The 15,204-nt window shown below is 37.7% G+C and carries 15 protein-coding genes; 12 read left to right on the top strand and 3 right to left on the bottom strand.

The window, feature by feature from the left end; all coding sequences use genetic code 11:
• Positions 1-145: 145 nt before the first annotated feature.
• The 3 genes from ACQ334_RS23480 (at position 146) to ACQ334_RS23470 (ending at position 2,363) form a co-directional block, all read left to right on the top strand.
• Entirely contained in the window at positions 146-1,189 is a 1,044-nt protein-coding gene (locus tag ACQ334_RS23480) for a LacI family DNA-binding transcriptional regulator (protein ID WP_430990728.1), read from the top strand.
• 61 nt (positions 1,190-1,250) lie between these two features.
• Positions 1,251-1,724, top strand: coding sequence for a 23S rRNA (pseudouridine(1915)-N(3))-methyltransferase RlmH (locus ACQ334_RS23475; protein WP_430990727.1), 474 nt, complete (start codon positions 1,251-1,253; stop codon positions 1,722-1,724).
• Between the two features lie 18 nt (positions 1,725-1,742).
• Positions 1,743-2,363, top strand: coding sequence for a rhomboid family intramembrane serine protease (locus ACQ334_RS23470; protein WP_430990726.1), 621 nt, complete (start codon positions 1,743-1,745; stop codon positions 2,361-2,363).
• On the opposite strand, the gene tilS is transcribed toward ACQ334_RS23470, so the two are convergent.
• Positions 2,344-3,681 (bottom strand): tRNA lysidine(34) synthetase TilS, encoded by a 1,338-nt coding sequence (gene tilS, locus ACQ334_RS23465; protein WP_430990725.1) that lies wholly within the window; start codon positions 3,679-3,681, stop codon positions 2,344-2,346. The two genes, ACQ334_RS23470 and tilS, sit on opposite strands and share 20 nt — an antisense overlap.
• Before the next feature lie 363 nt (positions 3,682-4,044).
• Positions 4,045-4,356 (bottom strand): tetratricopeptide repeat protein, encoded by a 312-nt coding sequence (locus ACQ334_RS23460; RefSeq protein ID WP_430990724.1) that lies wholly within the window; start codon positions 4,354-4,356, stop codon positions 4,045-4,047.
• 122 nt (positions 4,357-4,478) lie between these two features.
• Between ACQ334_RS23460 and ACQ334_RS23455 the strand changes: the two genes are divergently transcribed.
• The 6 genes from ACQ334_RS23455 (at position 4,479) to ispE (ending at position 9,595) form a co-directional block, all read left to right on the top strand.
• Positions 4,479-5,222, top strand: a complete 744-nt coding sequence (locus ACQ334_RS23455) for an electron transfer flavoprotein subunit beta/FixA family protein (RefSeq protein ID WP_430990723.1) — start codon at positions 4,479-4,481, stop codon at positions 5,220-5,222.
• A 21-nt stretch (positions 5,223-5,243) separates the two neighbouring features.
• Positions 5,244-6,206, top strand: a complete 963-nt coding sequence (locus ACQ334_RS23450) for an electron transfer flavoprotein subunit alpha/FixB family protein (protein ID WP_430990722.1) — start codon at positions 5,244-5,246, stop codon at positions 6,204-6,206.
• 83 nt (positions 6,207-6,289) lie between these two features.
• The gene (locus ACQ334_RS23445; protein WP_430990721.1) at positions 6,290-7,102 is read left to right on the top strand and encodes a hypothetical protein; all 813 of its coding nucleotides are present in this window, start codon (positions 6,290-6,292) and stop codon (positions 7,100-7,102) included.
• 35 nt (positions 7,103-7,137) lie between these two features.
• Positions 7,138-7,962 carry a hypothetical protein gene (locus tag ACQ334_RS23440; protein WP_430990720.1) on the top strand — a complete coding sequence of 275 codons (825 nt, stop codon included), beginning with the start codon at positions 7,138-7,140 and terminating at the stop codon, positions 7,960-7,962.
• A gap of 91 nt (positions 7,963-8,053) precedes the next feature.
• Positions 8,054-8,638, top strand: a complete 585-nt coding sequence (locus ACQ334_RS23435; protein ID WP_430990719.1) for a bifunctional nuclease domain-containing protein — start codon at positions 8,054-8,056, stop codon at positions 8,636-8,638.
• Positions 8,639-8,773: 135 nt separating this feature from the next.
• Positions 8,774-9,595, top strand: coding sequence for a 4-(cytidine 5'-diphospho)-2-C-methyl-D-erythritol kinase (gene ispE / locus ACQ334_RS23430; RefSeq protein WP_430990718.1), 822 nt, complete (start codon positions 8,774-8,776; stop codon positions 9,593-9,595).
• Here ispE and ACQ334_RS23425 read toward each other — a convergent pair.
• On the bottom strand, positions 9,592-10,077 hold the full coding sequence (locus tag ACQ334_RS23425) for a VOC family protein (protein WP_430990717.1): 486 nt from the start codon (positions 10,075-10,077) through the stop codon (positions 9,592-9,594). The genes ispE and ACQ334_RS23425 overlap by 4 nt on opposite strands.
• 190 nt (positions 10,078-10,267) lie before the next feature.
• On the opposite strand from ACQ334_RS23425, the gene rocD reads away from it, so the two are divergent.
• The 3 genes from rocD (at position 10,268) to ACQ334_RS23410 (ending at position 15,169) form a co-directional block, all read left to right on the top strand.
• Positions 10,268-11,503: an ornithine--oxo-acid transaminase gene (rocD, locus tag ACQ334_RS23420; RefSeq protein WP_430990716.1), complete on the top strand. Its 1,236-nt coding sequence runs from the start codon at positions 10,268-10,270 to the stop codon at positions 11,501-11,503.
• A 29-nt stretch (positions 11,504-11,532) separates the two neighbouring features.
• Positions 11,533-12,240 (top strand): VIT1/CCC1 transporter family protein, encoded by a 708-nt coding sequence (locus ACQ334_RS23415; protein WP_430990715.1) that lies wholly within the window; start codon positions 11,533-11,535, stop codon positions 12,238-12,240.
• A gap of 763 nt (positions 12,241-13,003) precedes the next feature.
• Complete coding sequence (locus tag ACQ334_RS23410) at positions 13,004-15,169, top strand: right-handed parallel beta-helix repeat-containing protein (RefSeq protein ID WP_430990714.1); 2,166 nt, start codon at positions 13,004-13,006, stop codon at positions 15,167-15,169.
• Positions 15,170-15,204 lie beyond the last annotated feature (35 nt).

The following is a 15,204-nucleotide window of genomic DNA, read 5'->3' as shown; positions in this document are numbered from 1 at the left end:
TAGAACTTTTTTTTACTGCACTAATTGAGCAGGCTTAGAATTTTTACGCAAACGTTCCCGATAACGTTGCCACATTATTTTATACCCTTAAAAAGCTGTAACTTGAAAAAAATAACGGTGATTTGCACTTGCCAAAAATGAAAAGATGAAGTTTGAACCGGTTACAATAAAGGATATAGGAAAAGCATTAGGATTATCTACTTCCACTGTAAGCAGGGCGTTGCGTGGCAGCTACGAGATAAGTTCAGAAACAAAAAAAATGGTGTTGGAGTATGCCGAAAAGATCAACTACAGGCCCAACCCTATTGCGCTGAGTTTAAAGGAAAGACGCAATCATTCCCTGGGCATTATTGTTTGCGAAATTGCCAACAACTTTTTTTCCCAGGCCATCAATGGTATCGAATCTATTGCTTACAACCGCGGCTACCATGTAATTATATCACAAAGCCATGAATCTTTTGAAAGAGAATCGGTGATCGTGGACCATATGGCGTCAAGATCGGTAGATGGCTTACTGGTTTCTGTTTCCAGCGAAACCAAGGATTATGCTCATTTTAAACAATTGTATGATAAAGGCCTGCCGATAGTTTTTTTCGACAGGATCGTTAATGAGATCAATACACACAAAGTAATTGCTGATAATTTTAAAGGCGCCTATGATGCTACGGAACATTTAATTCAGAATGGTTTTAAAAGAATTGCCCATATTACCAGTGCTCCCTATTTATCTATTTCCGAAGAAAGATTAGAAGGCTACAAAGAAGCACTGCGTAAAAACAATATTGAGTTTGATGAAAAATTAGTGCACTATTGTTACCATGGTGGAATGATATACGACGAAGTGGAAGAGGCGCTGAAAAAAGTATTCAAGCAAAAACAAAAAGCAGATGCTTTATTTGCTGCCGGCGATCGCCTTACCACTACCTGCATGCAGGCATTACAAAAACTGGGCAAAAAAATTCCAGACGATATTGCAGTGATAGGTTTTACTAATACCAACCTGGGCGAATTATTCAATCCGCCACTTTCGGTAGTACGCCAGCCGGCATTTGAAATTGGGCAGGTGGCAACTGAATTATTGATCAGTATGATCGAAAGCAAAAGGCCGGTCACAGATTTTCAATCCAAAGCACTGCAGACAGAGCTAATAATAAGAGACTCCACTTCAAAAATAAAAGCAAGTAAATGATGACTGACGATTCACGACTCACCATTCACCATTGACGATTCACCATTCACCACTCACACAAATGAAACTCCAATTCTGGTCGGTAGGCAAAGCACACGAACCACATGTAAAAGAAGCTGTGGAAATGTTTACTAAACGCATCTCACATTATTACCCGGTAGAATGGAATATTATTCCCGTGCCTAAAAACACAGCTATGCTAAGTGAAACAGACCTGAAGAAAAAAGAAGGCGAGGCCATTTTAAATTTTTTACAAAAAGATGATTATTTAATATTGTTAGATGAGCGGGGCAAACTGATAAAAAGTGAAGAGCTGGCAAAGTTTATTGAAATGCGGGCCAATGAAAGCGTGAAGAAAATGGTATTTTTAATTGGCGGTGCATTTGGTGTAAGCGATGAAGTGATGAAAAGAGCTAATTACAAATGGAGTTTATCGCCATTGGTTTTTCCGCATCAGTTGGTGCGCTTAATTTTGGCAGAACAGGTTTACAGGGCATGTACTATTATTAAAAATGAAAAATATCACCACACTTAAATTATTTAATTCGCATTTATGGAAGAATTATCACAATTTCCCGTTACGTTTTCAATCATCGCTTTAACTGTTGTTGTTTCGCTGCTTGGGTTCAATAATCACGACCTGAAAAATAAAGCCATATTCTATCCTTACGGGATGAATGCTCCATCAGAATATTACAGGTTTTTAAGCCATGGATTAATACACGCTGATTTTATCCATTTGTTCTTCAACATGTTTACCTTATACTCCTTTGGCCGCTTTGTGGAGATGTATTTATTTAACAGGTCAGAGTATTTAATCCTTTACATTACAGCATTAGCTGTAGCATCGGTATATGATTTTATAAAAAACCGTAACAACCCCAGCTATGCTGCATTAGGTGCTTCCGGTGCAGTTTCGGCAGTGTTGTTCTCCTCCATTATTTTCGACCCATGGGCAAAAAATGTTGCCTTATTTGGCGTAATTACACTTCCTAATATCGTATTTGCGGTATTGTATTTATGGTATTGCATATACAGCAGCAAACGTGGTGGTGACAATATCGGACACAATGCTCACTTTTCGGGCAGCGTATATGGGTTTGTGTTTGCTGCCATATTAAGGCCGGATTTATTTAAAGGTTTTATAGAGAAACTTATTCACCCGTCTTTTTAAATGCGATCTGCAGTATTTGTTTTGTTGTATCGGTGATCTTAAAACGGTTATCGATACGTAACCCGATCACCCACAATATTTTTTTATTAGTTTCTATTACCCAAACATTTTCTTTTTGTGTAAGGGATAATTTCTGATCAATAAAAAAACGGCTCAGTTTTTTTTTCTTTTGCATGCCCAGCGGATAAAAATAATCGCCTTGCTTCCATTTGCGTAGCAGCAGCGGAAATTGTATTTCGCTTGCATCAAGCTGTGCAGTTGAAAGTTGATTGTTGATAGTGGATAGTGGCAAAGATTTTTCAATTTCCAATACACCGCTTTCAAAAAATATTTTTTTATCTGTTTCTTCAATCAGAATATTTTGTGCGTTTTCAGTTTTATTGGGAGAAATGATCAGCCACTTACGGTTCCTGATAATTCTGTAAGACAAAGACTGAACGTACTTTCCTGATTCACTTTGCAATAAACCAATAACTTCTTCGGTTTGAAGTGCTGTAAAGCCATAGTCTTTAATGATCTCGTAAACAATGCTTGATAATGGCATTAGTTTTTGCAGTTTCAATACAGGAATATGAATTTCATTGCCCCTTATTTCCAGTAATTTCTTTTTATACATTTCGATAGCCTGGTTATACAATTGCTCTGCTTCTGCCAACCTGTTGATATTTTTTAAAATATTTTCATTAGCAGCAGGAAATACTTTTTGAACAGCAGGAATTAATTCATTGCGGAAATAATTACGTGTAAAATCATTTTGTGTATTAGTGTAGTCGGTTACAAACTGTAGTTTATTTTCTATTGCAAATGCTATTAATTCTTTTTTATTTGCAAAGAGCAATGGCCGTATAATTTTATTTTGTTTAGGTAAAATACCGTGCAAACCTTTAATACCTGTGCCCCTGAAAAAATTCATCAGCACTGTTTCAACATTGTCATCAGCATGATGTGCTGTTACAATGTAATTATAACCGTTATCAATTCTTAACTGTTCAAACCAGGCATAACGCAGATCTCTTGCAACTTCTTCAACAGATTTTTTTTGTTGTTTTGCAATAGTGTTTGTATCAAATGAAATAACATGAAAAGCAACACTGTATTGCTCCGACAATGACTGTACAAATACTTCATCCCTCTTGCTATCTTCTCCCCTCAATTGAAAATTACAATGTGCAATTGCAAAATCAAAACCAGCTTGTTTGCATAATGCACATAGCACAGCCGAATCAACCCCACCGCTTACAGCAAGCAGCAGTTTATCTTTTGGGTGAAAAAGATTTTCTTTTTTTATATAATCAGTAAACTGTTTTTGTAAAATCATACTATCTTTAATCTATGCACAAACTGGAATGGCCTTGCAGAATTTTTTTGGTATTGAATTGCATTATTGCTTTGTCAGGTTATGTTAGTTTTTTCCAGGCTAACTATCAATTGGTTTCCCCGATCATCCCTTCATCAACAATTCTTTTAATAGTAAAGCAGCAAATGCTTAACAGCCTTATCACAGGTATTCTCTTTTTGATTGCTTTGACATTTTATTTTTTTCAAAAAAGAATAGTAACCATTGTCATCAGCTCCTTTTCCATTCTTGCTTATTATTATTTATTGAACCTTATTCAAATTTAGAGGCAGATACGCTTCAATCTTGTCCATAACCAGGTTCTATTTCAGTGGCAGGAGGCTTTTATTCTTCCAGGTCCTCTTTAGCTCCCTGCAACTCATTATAAGAATGATTATCTCCAGATCTTTTAGCCTCCCACATGCCTCTTTCATACACTTTAATGGCTTTTTCAAATTCCCCGGCACGTTCCAGTAATTTACCCAAATGATAGTAAGAACCGATATAAGTAGGCTCCCGCAGTAAAATTTCATTAAACAGCTTACGGGCTTCCTCATCTTTATCTACCTTAATGTATTCCAGTGCCAGCGCATGTTGCAGAAAGCTATCCTTATCAGATGTTTTCATGTATTCCAGCAATTTTTCTATCCTGCTCATGGTATTAAAAATATTTTTTAGTTTTTGCTTCGTATAATGTCTTTTGCTCTTATCTTTGCGAATAGTTGCATAAACAACTAATTAACTCCCCGCTATTTGAAAGGGGCTAAAAGATTGTCAATATGAAGATACTCGTTTGCATTTCAAAAACGCCGGACACAACGGCAAAAATAGCCTTCAGCGATAACAATACGAAATTTGCTGCTGACGGCGTACAATGGATCATCAATCCGTACGATGAATGGTACGCTTTGGTAAGGGCTATCGAATTAAAAGAAGCTGATCCTTCCACAGTCATTCATTTGGTAACCGTTGGTGGTGCCGATACTGAACCCATCATCCGCAAAGCACTGGCATTGGGTGGCGATGAAGCTATCCGTATTAATGCCGACAGCCAGGATAGTTTTTATATCGCTTCGCAGATTGCCGAAGTAGCCAAAACAGGTGGCTACGATTTAATTTTTACCGGTAAAGAAACAATAGATTACAATGGCTCTTCTATTGGTGGTATGGTGGCCGAGTTACTGGACCTGCCTTATGTTTCTCATGCTATTAAATTTGATTTGATAGATGGTGCTGCAGTAATTGTTCGTGAAATTGATGGTGGGGAAGAAACCAATAAAGTTGGGCTACCTCTTACCGTTAGTTGCCAGAAAGGAATGGCAGAGCAACGCATTCCAAATATGAAAGGTATTATGGGTGCCAGGAGCAAACCATTAAAAGTACAGGAGCCTGTTGCTGCTGATGCATTAACTGCTGTTGTGTCATTTGATCTGCCACCTGCAAAAGCTGGTGTTAAATTAGTATCTCCTGATACACCGGAAGAATTGGTAAGATTATTACACGAAGAAGCAAAAGCATTTTAATTAACCCGTCAACTTATTTATATGTCAGTATTAATATTTCTGGATCAATCTGAAGGCCATATCAAAAAATCTTCTTTGGAAGCTGCATCTTACGCAAGTAAAGTTGCAGAACAATTAAGTACAACTGCAGAAGGAATTGTTTTAGGTAATGTGACCGAAGACTTGGCAGCATTAGGAAAATACGGATTAAAAAAAGTACACACCGTAAAAAATGATGCACTTGATCATTTAGATGCACAGGTATTTACCAATGTAATGGCGCAAGCCATTGCCGCAACAGGTGCTACTGTTGTTGTATTCTCTAATAACCTTAATGGTAAATCAATTGCACCACGTTTAAGTGCTAAACTTAAAGCAGGTTTGGTAAGTGGTGCCATCGCATTGCCAGATACCAGCAATGGATTTGTGGTAAAGAAAAATGTTTTCAGCGGTAAAGCATTTGCTAATATCGCTTTAAATACTGCGGTAAAAATTATCGCCTTAAGTCCTAACTCATTTAATATTACTACTACTGATGCCACTGCGGAAGTTGTTGCATTCGCACCTGCAATTGATGCACCAAAAGTTACCGTAACTGCTGTAAATAAAATTGTTGGCGAAGTGCCATTAAACGAAGCCGAATTAGTAATAAGTGGGGGCCGTGGTTTAAAAGGTCCCGAAAACTGGGGACTGGTTACCGACCTGGCTAAATTATTAGGCGCCGCTACTGCCTGCAGCCGCCCCGTTGCAGATATCGGCTGGAGGCCACATCACGAGCACGTAGGACAAACCGGTTTGGCCATTGCGCCTAATTTATATTTTGCTATCGGCATCAGCGGTTCTATTCAGCATCTGGCTGGTGTAAACAGAAGTAAGGTAATTGTAGTGATCAATAAAGATCCCGAAGCACCTTTCTTTAAAGCAGCTGATTATGGTATTGTGGGCGATGCTTTTGAAGTGATGCCTAAGATAATTGAAGCAGTAAGAAAGTTAAAAGGAGCATAAACTAAAACACAAGGATCATACAAAGCCTTTCAATCATGTTTGAAAGGCTTTATTTTTTTACATTTGTTTACTAAACAAAAAAAATGAAAGTATTTTTTCTGATCCTTACCACTCTTTGCATTACTGCCTTTGTACATGCACAAAAAGATTTTCGTGGAGAAATAATTTATAAGCTACATGCCAGTGGCGATGAAAAAACAGACGCTGAATTAAAAGTATTGTTTGGCGAACGCAAAATAAAATTGTTTTTTAAAGAAGGTCAGGAATATGAGCAGAATGCGCTTTTAGTCCTTTTAGATTCCGGTGCTGTTTACACACTCAGCGCTGCTGATAAAATGTTTAAGAAAAAATTATTGATAACCAACCTGCCTTTACCTGCTCCGCAAAAGAAAACAATCAGCGGTTATACCACTACTCCCTTTCAACCTGAAAAAAATGGTTTGAGTGGTTTGTATACGAGGCTTCTGGGTTCTTCTAATGCTACTTTTTACCTGGCAGATTCCCTTACTTATTTTATACCTGAAAAATACAGGGGCAACATGGAGTTGGTAAATATTCAACAGGGCAGAATAGTTTTAGGTGCCGAGTTACAAATGACCAATCCGCCGTCGGAGGAAGAATTTAATTCCGGCACTACAAGTAACCAGGTAATTACAGTAGAAGCCGTTTCTATTAAACCGATGCCAATAGATGAAAATGAATTTATAATTCCTGCTGATTATACCGACAGGAAAAACATTTCATTTGAACCACCTGTAATTGTTGATACTACTGCTGCGATGGTTGATAGTGCGGTAAAAGTGATGAGAACAACAAAAAAAAGAATGCCTGCAAGTAAAGGCAAGGCCAAAACCAAAGCTACTATTAAACCAAAAGTGGCATCAAAAAAAGAATAGCAATTACGCTGTTGAAATTTTATCAATCAAAACAAATGAACAAAATAGCATTATCAATCTTACTGGCAATTTTTGGTTTAACCCTTTTTGCACAAACACAGTTTGAAGGAAAAGTTACCCATACATTTATAACTGAAAGAGAAAATGAAACCGGCACGATAGAAGTGTTTTATGGCAACCAGAAAATAAAAGGCCTCAAAAAAATAAAAGGCAAAGAAAACGAAAATGGTACGGACGACCTGGTAATTGATTTTACAAAAGGTATTCTTTATAAGATCAATGCAGTTACAAAAACGTATAGTGCAGACACTTTTATCAATAAAAAAAATACCGTTTTCGGCACATTACTAAAACTACCTGGGAAAAACAAAACCATACTCGATCATTCCTGCAGTGCTTTTACAATAACTGGTAATGGTAAAAATGAATTTATGGGAGAAATGGATTTTCTCTTTTGGTATGCTGACTCATTATATTTCACAATTGATGAAAAATATCTGCAATCAGATGAAGTAACACTCTTTACTAATGGTAAAACTATTGGCATGGGTATTAGTGTAACTACCCAGGCTGGCAATATCAAACAGGTATTTGAATTAATACCTGCGCAGGTAGAACCAATGCACCTGCCGGATTCTTTATTTGAAATACCCGGAGATTATACTGTAGAGACTGTTGATTACAGAACGATTATAAGCGACTCTGCTATAACTGACTCTGCGCAAATGATGATGATGAAAGCAGCCGACAGTGCGGTTAAGATAATAGCAGCGGCAGAAGAATTGAAGAAAAAAACACCCCACAAGCCCGTTAAAAATAAAGCCGGTATAAAGAGCGCCGCAACAAGAAGAAAAGAGTAGCTATTCTTTTAGTATTTTAAGGGCTTTTGTTTTTATATTTGCTTTTATTAATCATCTATAATCAGTACTTCGCATTCAGCGGAGATAGGATATGAAGAAAATAGAACTGGAAATAGTAGCATTATCGCACAGCATTACACAAACGCATTCTTATGCCGTTGTATTGGGAGAAGTGAATGGCTTACGCCGTTTGCCTATTGTAATTGGCGGCTTTGAAGCGCAGGCCATTGCAGTAGCGCTGGAACGTATGAGCCCCAGCCGTCCGCTTACACACGACCTGATGAAGAACTTTATGCTGGCTTTTAATGTGGAACTGCATGAAGTAGTGATCAATGATCTGCAGGAAGGCATTTTTTATAGCAAATTAGTATGCAGTTCAGCTAACGATACAGTAGAAATTGATTCCCGTACCTCAGATGCCCTGGCATTGGCAGTACGTTTTGGTTGCCCGGTGTATACTTACGATTCAATTTTGGACCAGGCCGGTATTTTAATGGAAGATGATGGCAAAAAGAAAAAAGTACAGGCTGTAACTACCGAAACCGGTGGTAGTGACGATTTAAAAACCATGAGCATCGAAGAATTGAATACTTTACTCAACGAAGTATTGGATAGCGAAGATTATATACGTGCCATTGCTATAAGAGATGAGATAAAAAGCAGGAAGGGGAAATAATGGATAATTATTAAATGGATAGTTGAAAATGTTTTCCATTGGTGGTTTCTGCTGATTTTCTAAAATATTTATTTTTAGTGTACTGTTTCCTTCTAAAACATTATCCATTATCAATTATCCCATTATCAATTAAAAATGCTTTCTTTCCCTAACTGTAAAATAAACCTCGGCTTACATATTCTTAATAAAAGGGAAGATGGTTTTCATAACCTGGAAACAGTATTTTATCCCGTTGGTTTAAAAGATGCAGTGGAAATTATCCCTGCTCACAATACTACCTCACCAATAACATTCACTTCATCCGGTTTAATTGTAGATGGCAATAACGGGGATAATATTTGCATTAAGGCATACCATCTTTTAAAAAAAGATTTTCCTGAATTACCTGCAATAAAAATGCATTTACATAAAGCCATTCCAATGGGCGCAGGTTTAGGTGGCGGTTCTGCGGACGGGGCTTTTGTATTAATGCTATTAAACAAAAAATTCAATCTAAATCTTTCAACGCCTGAACTTCTAAACTATGCATCTCAGCTTGGCAGCGACTGCCCTTTCTTTATCATCAATAAACCTTGCTATGCTACCGGCCGTGGAGAAATACTGGAAGCTATAAATACGGATCTGTCGAAGTATACAATCATTTTGATCAATCCGGGTATTCATATAAATACCGGTTGGGCTTTTTCACAACTCACTCCTGCCCTTCCGCAAAAAACGATAAAGGAAATTATTACACAACCCATAACATCATGGCAACAGGAATTAAAAAATGATTTTGAAATGCCGGTGTTTGAAAAATATCCTGCTATAAAAAACATTAAAGAGGCCTTATACACACAAGGTGCTGTATATGCATCTATGAGTGGCAGTGGAAGTACTGTGTATGGTATTTTTGAAAAAGCAATGGCTGCTCCGCAATTTACAGGTACTGGTTATTTTGTAAAAACAATTGTTTAAGCCAACTCAAATAATAAAGAATCGAGGTCTAATGCCGAAGTGCCCATCCACAGTTTTCCTTCTGTATTAACGGGCCAATGCTCCTTTGGCCTGTCCCAATATAATTCTACTCCATTGCCATCAGGATCGTTTAAATAAATGGCTTCAGATACACCATGATCAGATGCTCCTGTCAATGGATATTCAGCATCTGTTAGTCTTTTAAATATCATGGCCAGGTCTTTTCTTGTTGGGTACACAATAGCCACATGATATAAACCTGCTGCCCTCACCGGTGCAGGCCCTGCATTTTTACTATGCCAGGTATTTAACCCAATATGATGATGGTAACCACCGGCAGAAATAAACACAGCGCTATCGCCATAGCGTTGTGTAATTTCAAAGCCCAGCAGATCTTTATAAAATCCTAATGCTTTATCAAGATCTGTTACTTTTAAATGCACATGCCCGATATGGGTCTGCGCCGGAATTGCATAACTCATATTTTTTTTTTATCTTGCACCAAATTTACAACTATCAGTAATTTATACAATATAGTATCTTTTCTACGCAGCAACCTCGATCTGCTCAATCATCGAAGTATGTAGTCTGTAAACTCTGCCCAACCGGCGGGGTACTTTTCTCTATTTACCTTTTTCTTTATTTTCTCTATTTACTTTTTATACTTTTCATATGCACACTACTATTGCTTTATCAGCAACATCCCAACATTATCTTGATTTAGAAGAAAAATTCGGCGCACACAATTATCATCCATTACCGGTAGTGCTCGATCGTGGTGAAGGTGTTTTTTTATATGATGTAGATGGGAAAAGTTATTATGATTTCCTTAGTGGTTATTCAGCGGTTAACCAGGGCCATTGCCATCCAAAAATTATTGCTGCATTAATTGAGCAGGCTCAAAAACTAACACTTACTTCAAGGGCTTTTCACAGTAATTTACTGGGAGAATACGAACAGTATATCACAACCTACTTTGGCTATGATAAAGTATTGCCGATGAATACCGGCGTGGAAGCTGTTGAAACCGCAATAAAGTTAAGCCGCAAATGGGCGTACCAGGTAAAAGGCGTTGCAGAGAACCAGGCTAAAATTATTGTTTGTGAAGGAAATTTTCATGGCCGCACAACCGGTGTAATTTCTTTTAGTAACGATACTTCTGCTACAAAAAACTTTGGCCCTTATATGTCAGGCTACCAGGCAATTCCTTTTAATGATACAGCGGCTTTGGAAAAAGCATTCCAGGATAAAAACGCAGCAGCCTTTTTATTTGAACCCATACAAGGCGAAGCAGGCGTTGTGGTACCGGATGAAGGTTATTATAAAAAGATAAGAACACTATGTACAGAATATAATGTATTGATGGTGGCAGATGAAATACAAACCGGTTTGGCAAGAACAGGAAAAATGCTGGCTTGCGATCATGAAGCTGTTCGTGCCGATATTTTAATTTTAGGAAAAGCATTAAGCGGCGGTGTGTTGCCTGTAAGTGCTGTATTGTGCGACGATGAAATTATGATGACCATTAAACCGGGAGAACACGGCAGTACTTACGGTGGTAATCCATTAGCCTGCAAAGTTGCTATTACTGCATTGGAAGTATTGAAAAATGAAAAGCTTACAGAAAATGCTGAACAGATGGGCGAATTATTAAGAACATCGTTACGTAATTTAAATTCTCCTTTTATTGAAACAGTTAGAGGCAAAGGTTTATTGAATGCAATTGTAATAAAACACAATAATCCTGAAGCTGCCTGGGAACTTTGCCTGGCATTAAAAGAAAATGGCTTGCTGGCAAAACCAACACATGGCGATAAGATACGCTTTGCACCACCCCTGGTAATTACAGCTGCACAGATTGCAGATTGTGTAACAATTATTGAAAAGAGTTTACAGCTACTTGCATAAACGTTTATATTTGTTGCACAATTTATTTTATGAATACACACCTGCACCACGGCCATACAGAATCACATTTAAAAAGTTCAGAAGCCTTAACTGATATTGTAATTGGTATGAGCGATGGGCTTACAGTTCCGTTTGCATTAGCAGCAGGTTTAAGTGGTGCTGTAAGCAGCAGCGGTATTATTGTAATTGCAGGCATTGCAGAAATTTGTGCAGGCAGTATTGCCATGGGCCTTGGTGGATACCTTGCTGGCAAAACCGAACAGGATCATTATAAAAGTGAACAGCGCAGGGAATATGATGAAGTGGAAAATTTGCGCCACAAAGAGATTGAAGAAACCAAAGAGTTTTTTGCCAACATTGGTTTAAGCCCCGCATTACAGGATAAAGCCACAGAAGAAATTGCCCAGGACAAAGATCGCTGGGTGGACTTTATGATGAAGTACGAACTGGGTTTAGAAAAACCCGACCCTAAAAGAGCTACCAAAAGTGCATTAAATATCGGCCTGTCATATATAGCAGGTGGCATTATTCCTCTCAGCCCCTATTTCTTTATCAGCGATTCCACTGAAGCATTAAAAATATCCGTTGTTGCAACATTGGTATGTCTTTTTATATTCGGTTTCTTTAAAAGCAAAATCACCGGTATTAATCCATGGTGGGGTGCATTAAGGGTTACCTTGATTGGCGCAATGGCAGCAGCAGCAGCCTTTGGGGTGGCTAAACTTTTTGAGCACTAATTAAACTAATTAGTTATTTACACCTTCCTATATCGTAAATATTACATTGTGTAGTAATAACACTAAGTAGTAATCTTACTACACCAAAAAGTTTTTTGTACTACAAGCGTAAAACCACCATTATGCTTTACATAAATAACTGGCAAAAAAATAATCATCATTTACTATCTAACGTTACTGATTACAGGCAAGTTATAACTGTTTAAAAATTCAATAAATAATTATTATTTATACGTACTGCAACAGGCAAAAAAGTCTGTTTTTATATGGGCAATATTTATATCTGATGTTTCAACATTTATTTAACAAATTGGTATAATTTTTGAAACTAATTCAGCAGTTCCGCTTTAAAATCAAAAATAAAAATCCAATGAAAACTAATCTTTACAAAAAAGCAGCAAACAAACACGGTTCGTTTGTTTCGTTTCATCAAAATCATTCGTACTATATCCGAAATCAAAAAACGCTGATTGAATAATAGTTATTCAATACCAACAATCTAATAGTTTTTAATTACCCTTTTACTCCCCTCCTAATCAGCAAAGCAGACACAATTTTGAAATGGTGTAAGTAATTTTTATTTTCTGTAAAGCTGCCACTATAGTAGCTTTATACATGAAGTTTAAAATTATTTCTACTGGCAAATAGTACATACTACTACAGTTTGCATTTTCACTCTTGTGTAGCTTTACATTTAAGTTTTTTGACTGAGAAATCAGGCGAAAAATAAAACCAATATCTGTTAAAAACTAAATTCAACCCAATGAAAACTGTTGACTTTTCTATCAGGAGAGCTATGCGCTCTATTGCCTCACTGTTCACTTTTATTTTTTGTTTTTCCTTTGCAGTTTCTGCTACTACTTATTACATCAGCCCATCGGGTAATGATGCTACAGGTACCGGCAGCAGTGCCAATCCATGGAAGACATTGTACAAAGCCACTAACACCGTTGCAGGTGTGGGCGACATTATCCATGTAAATGCAGGTACTTATCTTGAAACATTACAGTGCGTTGTAAAACCAGGCGTAAGTATTGAAGGCGATGGCGTTACTTCAATACTTAAAAGCAGTTTAACTGCCGACTGGACAGAAATGTTATCCCTGCGTTCTGCAGAAGGCACCAATGGTAACCAGCACATTTCCTTTGTAAAATTTGATGGACAAAACCTGTCTACCTTCTGGGGTATTTATGTAGGCGGAAGAAGCAATGTAAGCATTCACGATATTACCATGGTGGATTTTAAAGACCGTGGTGTTTTATTCGGCGGCCGTAATGATGGCAATGGCGCACCTCCAACTATTTATGCTACCGGTAATAGTTTTTATAATAATACCGTTACCAATTGCGCTGCCTATAATTTATCTACCGGTGCCTATGGCCGTGGTTGTTTAAATATCGGCGGCCAGGATGGTATGTTGATCTATAACAACACCATTTCGCAAACCAGCAGGCCCGAAGGTTATAATGGCTGGCCTATTAAAGGCTGGAACGAAGGCTATGTAAGAGGTTGTAAGATCTACAACAATACCCTCAACAAAATACCCATGGGTAACTCTACCGGTAATACCGGCTGGAATTTTGCCATTGAATTATTTAATGAATCAGGCCTTGAAATTTATGGCAATACCATCACTGGTGGTTCTATCGATCTTAACTTTCAAACCAAAAATGGTTATGCCTATAGTGTATGGATACACGATAATGTAATTAAGCAAACTACTTTAAATACCTGGATAGAAAGCGGCATTGTACTGGAATATGGTACTGATGGTGCTATCATTGAAAACAATACCATTGATAAAAAAGCACATGGCATTGAATTCAACCCCCGTTCGGGTGATATGATCAAAGATGTTACCATCCGCAAAAACCTGCTTACCAATATTACCATGGCACAGAACACCGGCGGATTGATCGGCGTTTTCAGCAATGCAGGTGACTTCAGCATCAATAACTTTAACGTGCTTAACAATACGATGGTAGCCACAGCAGGTTCAGCACCATGGTGGGGTATAAATTTCGGGGCATTAAATGCAGGTACTGCCAGGAACATCAGCATCAAGAATAATATCATCATGAACATACTCAGTGGCTTTTTGGTACAAGGCGGTGCTGTAGGTATGGATTCAGTGTATATCCAGAATAACAATACCTACAATAACGGTAACAGCAACAACCCAAACTTTAATGGTGTTGCACCAACCAACTATACCAATACCAATAACCAGCATGTAGTTCCCATGTTTGTTTCAGCTACCGATTTTCATTTGCAGGTAGCATCACCCATGATAGATAATGGCGTATATGTAGGTATACCTTATGCAGGTGCAGCACCTGATAAGGGCTTTGCCGAATTTGGCAGCATTATACTACCGGTTAAATTGCTCGATTTTACTGCCACAGAAAAGAGTGGTAAAAATATATTGCAATGGAAAACAGCCACTGAAAGCAACAGCGATTATTTCAGTATTGAAAGAAGCAGCGATGGGCAGCACTTTACTGCTATTGGCAGGGTAACTGCAGCAGGCTTCAGTTCATCAGAACTCAGCTATTCTTTTACCGATGCCACTCCTGGTGCCGGTGTAAATTATTACCGCCTGGTAATGCTGGATAAAGATGCCAGCAAAGATTACAGCAACACTGTTGCGGTGATGAATAAAAAAGATCAGTCGCTGAGTATTACTGCTGCACAGGTTTCTGCAGGCAAAAAAGAAATGGCAGTATCTATAGTTAGTTCTCAAAATCAAAAAGCTACTATTGCTTTATACGACGCCAACGGCAGGTTGTTTGTAAATGAACCTGTTCTTTTACAAAAAGGAATGAACACGATAAATAAAAATATCAGTTCAGTATCTAGGGGTATTTATTACTTTAAATTATTTACTGCAGGAGAAATGACAGTAAAGAATATTCTTACCAACGATTAAATTTTATTTATAGTTATAAAAAACTCCCGCTGCAA

The sequence above is a fragment of the Ferruginibacter sp. SUN106 genome (assembly GCF_050611765.1).
Classification (GTDB): Bacteria; Bacteroidota; Bacteroidia; order Chitinophagales; family Chitinophagaceae; genus Ferruginibacter.
This window is presented reverse-complemented; position numbering and strand designations above follow the sequence as displayed.

Excerpts from the sequence above, each read along its gene's own strand:
- ACQ334_RS23480 (WP_430990728.1), top strand. The coding sequence starts at position 146 with ATGAAGTTTGAACCGGTTACAATAAAGGATATAGGAAAAGCATTAGGA.
- ACQ334_RS23475 (WP_430990727.1), top strand. The coding sequence starts at position 1,251 with ATGAAACTCCAATTCTGGTCGGTAGGCAAAGCACACGAACCACATGTA.
- ACQ334_RS23470 (WP_430990726.1), top strand. The coding sequence starts at position 1,743 with ATGGAAGAATTATCACAATTTCCCGTTACGTTTTCAATCATCGCTTTA.
- tilS (WP_430990725.1), bottom strand. The coding sequence starts at position 3,681 with ATGATTTTACAAAAACAGTTTACTGATTATATAAAAAAAGAAAATCTT.
- ACQ334_RS23460 (WP_430990724.1), bottom strand. The coding sequence starts at position 4,356 with ATGAGCAGGATAGAAAAATTGCTGGAATACATGAAAACATCTGATAAG.
- ACQ334_RS23455 (WP_430990723.1), top strand. The coding sequence starts at position 4,479 with ATGAAGATACTCGTTTGCATTTCAAAAACGCCGGACACAACGGCAAAA.
- ACQ334_RS23450 (WP_430990722.1), top strand. The coding sequence starts at position 5,244 with ATGTCAGTATTAATATTTCTGGATCAATCTGAAGGCCATATCAAAAAA.
- ACQ334_RS23445 (WP_430990721.1), top strand. The coding sequence starts at position 6,290 with ATGAAAGTATTTTTTCTGATCCTTACCACTCTTTGCATTACTGCCTTT.
- ACQ334_RS23440 (WP_430990720.1), top strand. The coding sequence starts at position 7,138 with ATGAACAAAATAGCATTATCAATCTTACTGGCAATTTTTGGTTTAACC.
- ACQ334_RS23435 (WP_430990719.1), top strand. The coding sequence starts at position 8,054 with ATGAAGAAAATAGAACTGGAAATAGTAGCATTATCGCACAGCATTACA.
- ispE (WP_430990718.1), top strand. The coding sequence starts at position 8,774 with ATGCTTTCTTTCCCTAACTGTAAAATAAACCTCGGCTTACATATTCTT.
- ACQ334_RS23425 (WP_430990717.1), bottom strand. The coding sequence starts at position 10,077 with ATGAGTTATGCAATTCCGGCGCAGACCCATATCGGGCATGTGCATTTA.
- rocD (WP_430990716.1), top strand. The coding sequence starts at position 10,268 with ATGCACACTACTATTGCTTTATCAGCAACATCCCAACATTATCTTGAT.
- ACQ334_RS23415 (WP_430990715.1), top strand. The coding sequence starts at position 11,533 with ATGAATACACACCTGCACCACGGCCATACAGAATCACATTTAAAAAGT.
- ACQ334_RS23410 (WP_430990714.1), top strand. The coding sequence starts at position 13,004 with ATGAAAACTGTTGACTTTTCTATCAGGAGAGCTATGCGCTCTATTGCC.